9 protein-coding genes are annotated in these 11,566 nt (G+C 67.2%); 4 read left to right on the forward strand and 5 right to left on the reverse strand.

The annotated features are described in order from the left end of the window. Window positions 1–8: 8 nt before the first annotated feature. Both gorA and pgi read right to left on the reverse strand, forming a co-directional pair. A complete protein-coding gene (gene gorA / locus SBI20_RS04515) occupies window positions 9–1,379 on the reverse strand; it encodes a glutathione-disulfide reductase (protein WP_317973924.1) in 1,371 nt (456 codons plus the stop codon). A gap of 97 nt (window positions 1,380–1,476) precedes the next feature. Beyond that, window positions 1,477–3,009, reverse strand: a complete 1,533-nt coding sequence (gene pgi, locus SBI20_RS04520) for a glucose-6-phosphate isomerase (RefSeq protein WP_317973925.1) — start codon at window positions 3,007–3,009, stop codon at window positions 1,477–1,479. 168 nt (window positions 3,010–3,177) lie between these two features. Here pgi and lepB point away from each other — a divergent pair, with 168 nt between their 5' ends. From lepB to era, 3 genes are all read left to right on the forward strand, one after another. Then, window positions 3,178–4,047, forward strand: coding sequence for a signal peptidase I (lepB, locus tag SBI20_RS04525; protein ID WP_317973926.1), 870 nt, complete (start codon window positions 3,178–3,180; stop codon window positions 4,045–4,047). After that, on the forward strand, window positions 4,020–4,721 hold the full coding sequence (rnc, locus tag SBI20_RS04530) for a ribonuclease III (protein WP_317976037.1): 702 nt from the start codon (window positions 4,020–4,022) through the stop codon (window positions 4,719–4,721). The genes lepB and rnc overlap by 28 nt, the downstream gene beginning before the upstream one ends. Before the next feature lie 118 nt (window positions 4,722–4,839). After that, window positions 4,840–5,778 (forward strand): GTPase Era, encoded by a 939-nt coding sequence (era, locus tag SBI20_RS04535; RefSeq protein ID WP_317976038.1) that lies wholly within the window; start codon window positions 4,840–4,842, stop codon window positions 5,776–5,778. 342 nt (window positions 5,779–6,120) lie between these two features. Here era and topA read toward each other — a convergent pair whose 3' ends face one another. From topA to plsY, 3 genes are all read right to left on the reverse strand, one after another. Continuing rightward, a complete protein-coding gene (gene topA / locus SBI20_RS04540) occupies window positions 6,121–8,730 on the reverse strand; it encodes a type I DNA topoisomerase (protein WP_317973927.1) in 2,610 nt (869 codons plus the stop codon). 129 nt (window positions 8,731–8,859) lie between these two features. Then, a complete protein-coding gene (dprA, locus tag SBI20_RS04545; protein WP_317973928.1) occupies window positions 8,860–9,999 on the reverse strand; it encodes a DNA-processing protein DprA in 1,140 nt (379 codons plus the stop codon). Then, the gene (gene plsY, locus SBI20_RS04550) at window positions 9,999–10,625 is read right to left on the reverse strand and encodes a glycerol-3-phosphate 1-O-acyltransferase PlsY (protein ID WP_411911494.1); all 627 of its coding nucleotides are present in this window, start codon (window positions 10,623–10,625) and stop codon (window positions 9,999–10,001) included. The genes dprA and plsY overlap by 1 nt, the downstream gene beginning before the upstream one ends. Before the next feature lie 94 nt (window positions 10,626–10,719). Here plsY and murI point away from each other — a divergent pair, with 94 nt between their 5' ends. Then, window positions 10,720–11,562: a glutamate racemase gene (gene murI / locus SBI20_RS04555; RefSeq protein ID WP_317973929.1), complete on the forward strand. Its 843-nt coding sequence runs from the start codon at window positions 10,720–10,722 to the stop codon at window positions 11,560–11,562. The last annotated feature ends 4 nt before the right edge of the window (window positions 11,563–11,566 follow it).

Genomic DNA, 11,566 nt, shown 5'->3' on the forward strand with positions numbered 1-11,566 from the left:
GCGCAATTTCAGCGCATCAGCACCAGTTCCTCGGCCATCGAGGGATGCAGCGCCACGGTCGCATCGAAATCGGCCTTGGTCAGCCCGGCCTTGACCGCGATGGCCGCGCCCTGAAGCACTTCGGGCGCTTCCGGGCCGATCAGGTGGACCCCCAGAACCTTGTCGCTCTGCGCATCGACGACCAGCTTGTAGAGGCCGCGCTCGGGACGGTGGCCGAAGATGTTCTTCATCGGGCGGAAGTCCGAGGTGAAGATCTTGACCGCATTGCCCAGCTTCTCGCGCGCCTGCGCCTCGGTCAGGCCCACGCTGGCAATCGGAGGCTGCGAAAACACCGCGCTGGGCACGCAATCGTAGGCAACGCGGGTGTCCTTGCCGCCGAACACGCGGTCGGCAAAAGCATGACCCTCGCGGATGGCGACGGGCGTGAGCTGGATGCGGTTGGTCACGTCGCCCACGGCATAGATGCTCGGGCACGCGGTCTGCGCCAGATCGTTTACCACGATCTCGCCATGGCTGCCCGGCACGATCCCTGCATTTTCAAGGCCCAGCCCGTCGGTCTTGGGGCGGCGCCCGGTCGCCACCAGCACGACATCGGCGGGCAGCGGGTCGCTCTGGCCCTTGAGGTGGGTGAGCAGCGTGCCATCGGCCTGCTTCTCGATGCGCTCGATCCCGCAGTTGAAGCGATACTGGATGCCGCGCGCCATGGTGATCTGGAGCAGGCGATCGCGCAGGCTCGCGTCATAGCCGCGCAGGATCGTCTCGCTGCGGTTGACCACCGTGACCTGACAGCCCAGCGCGTTGAAGATCCCGGCAAATTCCATCGCGATATAGCCCGCGCCGGAAATCACCACACGCTTGGGCAAGGCTTCGAGGTGGAAGACCTCGTTCGAGCTGATGGCGTGTTCGGCGCCCTCGAACGTGGGCATGACCGGCCAGCCGCCCGTCGCCACGAGGATGACCTTCGCCGTGATTTCGCGCCCGCTGGCGAGCTTTACCGTGTGGGGGCCGGCAATCGTCGCGCGTTCGAGGAAGTGCTCGACCTTGTTGTTGTCGAGCGTGTTCGTATAGGCCGCATTGAGGCGGTCGACATCCCTGAGCACCGCATCGCGCAAGGTCGCCCAGTCGAACTTGAGGTTCTCCACGCTCCAGCCATAGTTGGCCGCGTCCTGAAGTTCCTCGGCAAAATGCGATCCGTAGACCAGCAGCTTCTTGGGCACGCAGCCGCGGATCACGCAGGTTCCGCCCACGCGATATTCCTCGGCCACGGCGACCCGCGCGCCATAGCCGGCGGCAATCCGGCTGGCGCGCACGCCCCCCGAACCGGCCCCGATCACGAACAGGTCATAGTCGTAAGTCGGCTGGGGGGCTGGGTCGGTCATGGCAATCCTCGGCATGGGCAGACAAAAAACTGGCGCCGGATATGGCAATCAAGCCCCTCCGGCGCCAGCCCTCTTCGGCGAATTTTGAATCAGGCGCTTATTCGACGCCGATGCCAGAAAGCGCGAGCAGCGCCTCGGTGCTGGGGTCGAAGCCCCCGCCGCCGCCTGCGTCGATCTGCTTGGCAATCGCCTTGCCCAGTTCGACGCCGAACTGGTCGAACGGGTTGATCCCCAGCAGCATCGCCGAAACGAACGTGCGGTGTTCGTGGAAGGCGATCAGCGCGCCCAGCGTCGCCGCGTTCAGGTCGTCGCACAGGATCGTGGCCGAAGGGCGGTTGCCCGGATAGGCACGCGCGCCGTCCTCGCTGGCCTTGCCCGCCATGAGCGCGGCGCCTTGCGCGAAGCAGTTCGACAGCAGGATCTTGTGGTGCGCCGGGTCGAGATCGTGGCCGGGCACCTTGACAGCGAGGAAATCGACCGGGATCAGGTGCGTGCCCTGATGGAGCAACTGGAACACCGCATGCTGGGCATCGGTGCCAACGCCGCCCCAGGTGATCGGCGCGCTGGGCCGGGAAAGCGGCGTGCCATCGGCGTGGACGCGCTTGCCGTTCGATTCCATTTCCAGTTGCTGGAGATAGTCGGGCAGCAGGGCGAGGCGTTCGTCATAGGCGAAGACCGCGCGCGTCTGGCAGCCGAGCGCCTGCGTGTAATAGAGGTCGGCAAAGGCGGCGCGCACGACGACGTTTTCCCCGATGGGCGCATCGCGGAAATGTTCGTCGATGGCCTTCGCGCCTTCGAGGAATTCGGCGAAGGCGACCGAGCCGAGCGCGAGCGCGACCGGGAAGCCGATCGACGACCACAGCGAATAGCGCCCGCCCACGGTTTCCGAGAACGGCAGGATGCGCGTTTCATCGACGCCCCATTCGACCGCCTTTTCCGGCGCCGCCGTCAGCGCGATGACCCGGCCATAGGGATCGGCCACGCCGCCCTCGCGCAGCCATTCGAGCGCGCTGGCCGCATTGACCATGGTTTCGGTGGTGGTGAACGTCTTGGACGCGAGCGCGATCAGCGTGGTGGCCGGATCGCACTGCTTCATCGCCGCTTCGAGCGCGCAACCATCGATGTTGGAGACGACATGGACGGCGACTTTGGCGTCCTCGCGGGCGAGCGCGTCGATGGCCAGCGCCGGGCCGAGCGCGGACCCGCCGATGCCGATGTGGATCAGGCTCTTCACCTCGCCCAGCAGGCCTTCGTGGATCGCATCGACCAGCAGCGCCATGCGTGCGTGGAGCGCATCGGCTTCCTCGACGCTGGCTTCCGCGCCCACGCCGCGCTGGGCGGTGTGTTCGGCGGCGCGGCCTTCGGTGTTGTTGATCTTCGCGCCCGAGAGCAATTCCGCGCGCTTGCCGGCAAAGTCCGTGGCCTGCGCCAGATCGGCCAGCACGGCTTCGACGGCAGGAGAAAGATGGGTCTTGGACCAGTCGAAGCGAATCGGGCCGCCGGGCAGGTCGAGCGTGGCGGCATAGGCATCGAGCCGGGCCGGATCGGCAAAGAGCGTGGCAAGGGTGGGCTGGTCCAGCGCCTCAAGCGCGCTCCACAGCGCGGTCTGGTCCTGTGCTGCCATTGTCATCCTGTCCTTTATTGGGAATTGCGTGTATTTCCCCTCATGCCCGCTTGACGCCGATCTTCCAAGCATACGTTCGCCTCGACGAACGGCGCGTGCAAACGTATTTGCCAGAGGCTATGGGCGTTGCATTCCTTCTTGACGGATGCACGCGCCCTCCACATGACCCCGACGATGAATGAAACGCCCGAACCCGCGAACCCCGCGGTCGAAACATCTGCGGCCCCCGCGCCCGGCAAGCCGGCGCAGGGCACCCGCAAGCCCCGGAAGGAAGACAGCTTCCCGGTCTTCGTGATCAAGCTGGTGCTGATCGTGGCCATCTTCCGCAGCTTCTTCTTCTCGCCGTTCAACATTCCCTCGGAATCCATGCTGCCGAGGCTGGAGGATGGCGACTATCTGCTCGCGGCCAAGTGGCCCTATGGCTTCTCGCGCTATTCGCTGCCCTACAGCCTGCCGTTGCTGCCCGCCAAGCGCATCTTCGCCGGGCAGCCCGAGCGGGGCGACGTGGTGATCTTCAAGGCCCCTCCGGGCAATGATGTCGACTATATCAAGCGGGTGATCGGCCTTCCGGGCGATACCGTGCAGATGATCGGCGGCGTGCTGCACCTCAACGGCAAGACCGTGCCCAAGGTCAAGATCGAGGACTTCGTGATCCCCGTCTCGGCCAATACCGACTGCATCTCGCCCGACTTCGCCGTGACCGAAGCCGACGGCAAGCAGACCTGCCACTATCCGCAGTTCCGCGAAACGCTGCCCAGCGGCAAGAGCTACAACGTGCTCGACCTCGGCTATCGCCCGCAGGACGATACGCCCCCGGTGGTCGTGCCCGAAGGCAAGCTGTTCCTGATGGGCGACAACCGCGACAACTCGATGGACAGCCGTTTCCCGGCCGTCGAAGGCGGCGGCATCGGCCTTGTCCCGCAGGACAACCTCGTGGGCCGCGCGACGATCGTGATGTGGTCGACCGACGGTTCGGCCAACTGGTTCCTGCCCTGGACCTGGTTCACGGCACTGCGCTGGAAGCGTATCGGGGGGATGTTCTGAGCACGCCCCTCACCCCCGAAACCGCCGCGTTCCTCGCCCAGTTGACCGGTTTTCCGGTCAAGCAGGGCGCGCTCTGGCACGAGGCCCTGACCCACGGTTCGATGGGCGAGGCGCGCGATTACCAGCGCCTCGAATTCCTCGGCGACCGCGTGCTGGGCCTGGCCGTGGCCGACTGGCTCCATGGCTTGAGCGATGCGGCCGAAGGCAAGCTTTCGCAGCGCCTCAACGCGCTCGTCAGCCGCGAGACCTGCGCCGATGTCGCGCGCGCGCTGGGCGTTCCGGCCCACATTCGCCTGGGCAAGCAGGCCCGCGACGATGGCGGCGCAGACAGCGACAACATCCTGGGCGACGTGATGGAGGCGCTGATCGGCGCGCTGTTCCTCGAACGCGGCTTTCCCGCCGCGCGCGATTTCATCCGCAAGGCCTGGGACAAGCCGATGCGCGCAGGCGCCGGGCAGCGCAAGCACCCCAAGGCCGCGCTTCAGGAATGGGCGGCGGGCAATCGCCGCAAGCCGCCGGTCTATGCCCTGATCGACCGCTCCGGCCCCGACCATGCCGCCACGTTCACCGTGCAAGTGAGCGTCAACGGCGTGGGCGAGACGCAGGCCCGCGGATCGAGCAAGCAGGAAGCCGAGACCGCCGCCGCGCGCGATTTCCTCAAGCAGTTCGCCTGAGCCCTCCGGGCCCGGCATTTTCGCCATTTTTTGCAAAAGCCCCCGGCTTGCCGAAGGGCGCCATCAGGTTCATCTTTCTTTCATGACAGACTCCACCCCAAATACCCCCGAAACCAGCATGCCCGATACCTGCGGCCCCGATACCTGCGGCCCCGATACCTGCGGCCCCGATACCTGCGGCCTGGTTGCCGTGATCGGCGCGCCCAATGCGGGCAAGTCCACGCTGGTCAACGCGCTGGTCGGCCAGAAGGTCGCCATCGTCTCGGCCAAGGCCCAGACCACCCGCGCGCGCCTGATGGGCATCGCCCTCGAAGGGCGCGCCCAGATCATTCTGGCCGATACCCCCGGCCTGTTCGAACCGCGCCGCCGCCTGGACCGCGCAATGGTCAGCGCCGCCTGGGAAGGCGCGCAGGAAGCCGACGCGATCCTGCTGGTGGTCGATGCACGCAAGAAGAAGCGCGAATACCTCGAACCGATCCTCGCCTCGCTGGCCGAGCGCAAGGAGCGCAAGTTCCTCGTGCTCAACAAGGTCGACGCCACGCCCAAGGAACCCCTGCTGGTCATGGCCGAGGAACTGAGCGCGCAAGGCCAGTTCGACGAAGTGTTCTTCGTCTCGGCGCTGACCGGCGACGGCGTGCCCGAATTGAAGACGCGCCTTGCCGCCCTGATGCCCGAAGGCCCGTGGCACTATCCCGAAGATCAGGTGTCCGACGCCTCGGAACGCCTGCTCGCCGCCGAGATCACCCGCGAGCAGATCTACCGCCAGCTTCACGACGAACTGCCCTATGACAGCGCGGTGCGCCCGGAAAGCTACCAGTACCGCAAGGACGGCTCGGTCGAAATCCACCAGCAAATCGTGATCGCGCGCGACAGCCAGCGCGGGATCGTGCTGGGCAAGGCCGGCTCGAAGCTGAAGGCCATCGGCGAAGCCTCGCGCAAGGAACTGGCCGAACTGCTGGGGATCAAGGTCCACCTCTTCCTCCATGTGAAGGTCGAGGAAAACTGGGCCGAGAGCCGCGAAATCTATGAAGAAATCGGGCTCGACTGGGTGAAGTAAGCCGCCGCCCCTCCGTCGGGCCTTGCGGCCCGCCACCTCCCCGCCAAGCGGGGAGGATGCTTTCCGATCCTCCCCACACCGTGGGGAGGGGGACCGCGCGGAACGCGGGGTGAAGGGGATCTGCGCTGCGCCCTCAAAACCCCTCCGTCAGGCCTTGCGGCCTGCCACCTCCCCGCCAAGCGGGGAGGATCGGCGCGGATGAGGCTTCCCGATCCTCTCCACACCTTGGGGAGGGGGACCGCCCGGAACGCGGGGTGGAGGGGAACTGCGCTGCGCTTTCAAAACCCCTCCGTCAGGCCTTGCGGCCTGCCACCTCCCCGCCGAGCGGGGAGGATCAGGGTTTCAGGCCTCTGCCTTCTTGGCGGGGGCTTTTTTCTTGGGTGCGGCGGCTTTCTTGGCCGGAGCCTTCTTGGCTGCCGGTTCCTTCTTGGCAGCAGCGTCCTTCTTGGGTGCCGCCTTCTTGGCCGGGGCCTTCTTCTTGCCCTTGGCCGGGCCCTTGGCGGCGCGTTCGTCGATCAGGGTGATCGCTTCCTGCTCGGTCAGGGTTTCGGGCTGCTTGTCGCGCGGGAGCGTGGCATTGGTGGTGCCGTCGGTCACATAAGGACCATAGCGCCCGGCCATGAGCTTGATTTCGCCGCCCGACGTCGGGTGCACACCAAAGGTCTTGAGCGGTTCGGCGGCGGTGCGCGCGCCGCGACGCCCTGCCCCGCTGGCCGCTTCCGCCAGCAGCACGACCGCCGCGTTCATACCCGTCTCGAAGACCTCGGCGGTCGACTTGAGCCGTGCATACTTGCCGTCATGAGCCAGATAGGGACCATAGCGCCCGATCGAGGCGGTGATCATGTTGCCCGTTTCCGGATGCGGCCCCAGTTCGCGCGGCAGATGCAGCAACTTGAGCGCCCATTCCAGATCGAGTTCGGGAATGTCCTTGGGGATCGAGGCGCGCTTGGCCTCCTTGCCCTCGCCAAGCTGGATATAGGGCCCGAAACGGCCCGTGCGGCGGGTGACCTCAAGGTCCGTCGCCGGATCCTTGCCCAGCGGGGTATCGTCGCCACCCTCGCCTTCCGCGCCGCCGGGCTGGGCGAACTTGCGGGTGAACTTGCACTCGGGATAGTTCGAGCAGGCGATGAATGCGCCATAGCGGCCACCGCGCAGCGACAGGCGGCCTTCGCCGCACTTGGGGCATTCGCGCGGATCGTGGCCATCGGCGCGCGGGGGGAACAGGTAGTCCCCCAGAAACACGTCGAGTTCGGCGGTCACCTCGCTCGGCTTCTTCTCCATGACCTCGTCGGCCTTGGGCTTGAAGTCGCGCCAGAATTCGGCAAGCACCTGCTTCCACGCGGCGCGGCCACCCGACACGTCGTCGAGTTCGTCTTCCATGCCCGCCGTGAATTCATAGGCGACATAGCGGTCGAAGAAGCGTTCGAGGAAGGCGGTGAGCATGCGCCCGCTTTCCTCGGCAAAGAAGCGGTTCTTCTCGGTACGCACATAGGCGCGATCTTTCAGAACCTGAAGCGTTGCCGCATACGTCGAAGGGCGCCCGATGCCCAGTTCCTCCAGCCGCTTGACGAGGCTGGCTTCCGAATAGCGCGGCGGCGGCTGGGTGAAGTGCTGCGTGGCGTCGACGCCCTGCTTGGCCGGGCAATCGCCCTTGTTGAGCATGGGCAGGAGGTTGGCGTCCTCGTCGTCGCCATCGGCCTTCTGGTCGCGGCCTTCTTCATAGACGGCCAGAAAGCCGGGGAACTTCACGACCTGGCCCGTCGCGCGCAAGTCGTGCTGGCCGGTGCCTTCGCGCAGGGTCACGGTCGTGCGCTCGATGGCCGCCGAAGCCATCTGGCTGGCCAGCGCGCGCTTCCAGACAAGATCATAGAGCCGCGCCTCGTCGCCGCTGCCATAATGGTCGCGGGTAAAGTCGGTCGGGCGGATCGCTTCGTGGGCTTCCTGCGCGTTCTTGGCCTTGGTTTCGTAGACGCGCGGCTTTTCGGGCAGGAAGTGGCCGTTGTAGCGGTCGGAAATGGCGCGGCGTGCGGCATCGATGGCGCTCGGGTCCATCTGCACGCCGTCGGTACGCATGTAGGTGATCGCGCCTGCTTCGTAGAGCGTCTGGGCCACGCGCATCGTGTGGCTGGCCGAAAAGCCCAGCTTGCGCGCGGCTTCCTGTTGCAGGGTCGAGGTGGTGAACGGGGGCGAGGGATTGCGGCGCGTGGGGCGCACGTCGACATCCTCGACGCGGAACGTGCCCGCCTCGACGACAGCCTTGGCGCGCATCGCCACGCCTTCCTCGCCCAGCGACAGGCGGTCGAGCTTCTGGCCCTCGAACTTGACGAGGCGCGCGACGAACGGCGTGCCATCGTGCTCCATGCGCGCGGCAACCGACCAGTATTCCTGCGCCTTGAACGTCTCGATCTCGCGCTCGCGCTCGACAATCAGGCGCAGCGCGACAGACTGCACGCGGCCCGCCGACTTGGCGCCGGGCAGCTTGCGCCAGAGCACCGGCGAGAGCGTGAAACCGAACAGGTAGTCGAGCGCACGGCGCGCCAGATAGGCGTCGATCAGGTCCTGATCCAGCTCGCGCGGGGCGGCCATGGCAGTCGTGACCGCCTGCTTGGTGATCGCGTTGAACGTCACCCGGCTGACCGCCTTGGGCAGCGCGCGGCGCTTGGACAGCAGTTCGCGCACATGCCATGAAATCGCCTCGCCCTCGCGATCAGGGTCAGTCGCGAGGATCAGGCTGTCGGCTTCCTTGGCGGCGTCGGCAATGGCCTTCACGCGCGACTGCTTGTCGCCATAAAGCTCCCAGTCCATGGCGAAATCCTCGTCCGGGCGGACCGAGCCGTCCTTGACCGGAAGGTCGCGGACATGGCCATAGGATGCCAGAACCTTGTAGCCGGGGCCCAGGTACTTCTCGATGGTCTTGGCCTTGGCCGGGGATTCTACGATGACAAGCTTCATGGCGAGGGTCGAAATGTCCTTACGCGTATACGTGCGTGTGAGGGTGACGAAGGGAAGACCACCCCGTCAAGAGGCGAGTCGGACGCATCACCGTGCCACACGCGTGTCCCCCTGAACGAATGTGCGCGATCAGCCAAGCGATACCCGCCCCCCGGCATGACGGATCAGCCGCCCGGCCAGTTCGAGTTCGAGCAGGGCGAGTTGCACCGCGCCCGGCGAAGCCCCGCTCTGGCGCACGAGTTCATCGACCGCAATCGGCGCCACGCCGAGCAGGGGCTCGATGTCCGCCGGGCCTTCATCGGTGGGCGGCACGAAGACCGGGGACAGGCCGTGGGCCGGTTCGCGGAAAGTCGAGCGCGGGGTGCCGGTGAAACTTTCGATCAGTTCGATCACGTCGGAAGGGGTCTGGACGAGGATCGCCCCGTCGCGAATCAACTGGTTGCAGCCATGTGCGCGCGAATCGAGCGGCGAGCCGGGAATGGCCATGACCTCGCGCCCGACCTCGCCCGCCAGCCGCGCGGTGATCAGCGAGCCCGAACCGGGCGCCGCCTCGACCACCACGGTTCCCGCGCAAAGCCCGGCGATGATGCGGTTGCGGCGGGGGAAATGGCGGGCCTGCGGCTCGGTCCCCATCGGCATTTCGGCCACGAGCAGGCCCTCGCGGGCCATGACGCCATGAAGATCGATGTTTTCGGGCGGATAGGGCTTGTCGAGGCCCCCGCCGATCACTCCGATGGTCCCGCCTCCCTGTGCCGCCGTGCCCGGCAGCAGGGCGCCGCGATGGGCCGCTGCATCGACCCCGCGCGCCATGCCCGAAACCGCGGCATAGCCTTGCGCGACAAGGGCGGCGGCAAATTCGCGGGCCAGCCGCATCGCTGCTGCCGAAGCGTTGCGCGCGCCCACGATGGCAACGCCGGGCTGGTCGAGCAAGGCCCCCTCGCCCAGCAGGCTCAGGATCGGCGGGGCGCCCTCCATCTGGGCGAGAAGGTCGGGATAGTGGGGATCGTCGTGAAACAGATAGCGCCCGCCCATGGCATCGAGCGCGTCCATCTCGGCGCGGATGCGTGCCGGGTCCGCCGGGCGATAGGCCGCCCCGCCCCGCGCCGCCAGGCCAGGCAATGCATCGAGCGCGGCAGCCGCGCTGCCATGGCTGGCCAGCAGGTGATAATAGGTCACCGCCCCCACGCGCGGCGAGCGCAGGAGGCGTAGACGGGCAAAGGCTTCGGCGGACGAAAGCGGCGCGCGGGGCCTTTCGTCCGGCCAGACCATCAGGCCTGATCGCCCGGAGCGGCGCCCTCGGCCTTCTTGCGCGAGCCGCCAACGCGCGGTTCGGTCCCGGCAAGCAGGCGGGCGATATTGGCGCGGTGAAGAAACAGCACGAGCGCGGCAAGGCCGCCCAGTTCGGCGGCATAATCGGGCCGCCCGATGGCCAGCGCGGCAAGCGGCGCCGCAATCGCGGCAGCCATGCCCGCCACCGAGGAAATGCGCAGCAAGGCCAGAAGGCCAATCCACACCACCGCATAGGCAAGGCCGATCTGCCAGGCCAGACCGAGCGAAACCCCCATCAGCGTCGCCACGCCCTTGCCGCCGCGAAACCGCAGCCAGACCGGGAAGCAATGACCGAGCACCGCCCCGCCCGCCGCCATGACTTCGGCGCCCGGCAGCATCGCGCGCACCAGCCAGACCGCCGCCGCGCCCTTGAACAGGTCCAGCAGCAGCGTGGCCGCCGCCACGCCCTTGCGCCCGGTGCGCAGGACATTGGTCGCGCCAATGTTGCCCGAACCGATGGCGCGCAAGTCGCCAGCGCCGGTCAGGCGGGTGAGAATGAGGCCGAACGGAATCGAGCCGAGCAGATAGGCCGGGATCAGGGCCTGAAGGGCAAGGGAAATGGTCACAGCGCCGCCTTAGCCGCGCTTGCCGACAATCGGAAGGCACCGCGCAGCACTGCCCCCTCCCTTTTTGCTGCCACACTGGCTAAAAGCGGTGGCGATGACGTCTTCCCCGCTCCCCGTCGCCGGTTCCCTGCCCCTGCGCCTGCCTGCCGCGCAAGCCCCGCTCCTGCTGTTCGATTCCGGGGTCGGCGGGCTTTCCGTGCTGGCGCAGGTGCGCGCGCTCCTGCCGCAGGCGCCGGTGATCTATGTCGCCGACAATGCCGGGCTGCCCTATGGCACCAAGACCGAAGCGCAGATCGCCGCGCGGGTTTCCGGGCTGCTCGGACGCCTGACCGAGCGGCTGCGTCCGCGCCTCGTGTGCATTGCCTGCAACACGGCCTCGACCATCGCGCTTGCCTCGGTGCGCGAGGTGCTCGAAGTGCCGATCGTGGGCACCGTCCCCGCGATCAAGCCTGCCGCCGCACTGACCCGCAGCGGGGTGATCGGCCTGCTGGGCACGCAGGCGACCATCCGCCAGGGCTATGTCGACCGGCTCGAAGCCGAATTTGCCGCCGACAAGCGCCTGTTGCGCCACGGCGCGCCCGAACTCGTCGCCGCCGCCGAAGCGCGGCTGCGCGGGCAGGATGTCGACCCCGCCGTGTTCGACCGCGCGGCCCAGGCCCTGCGCGAGCAACCCGATGGCGCGCGGATCGATACCGTGGTGCTGGCCTGCACGCACTTCCCCCTGATCGAAGCCGATCTGGGCCGTGCCTTTGGCCCCGGCGTATCCTTCATCGACGGTTCGGCCGGGATCGCGCGGCGCATCGCCACGCTCACGCAGGGCCAGGATTTCGTGCGCGAGGCGCCCGATCTGGCCTTGTTCACCCGCCTCGACGCCGATGTCGAAACCTTGCGCCCGGTGCTGGCGGCGCAAGGGCTGGAGCGCATCGCATGCTTTTAAAGCC

It is taken from the genome of Novosphingobium sp. IK01 (assembly GCF_033242265.1).
GTDB classification, from domain to species: Bacteria; Pseudomonadota; Alphaproteobacteria; order Sphingomonadales; family Sphingomonadaceae; genus Novosphingobium; species Novosphingobium pituita.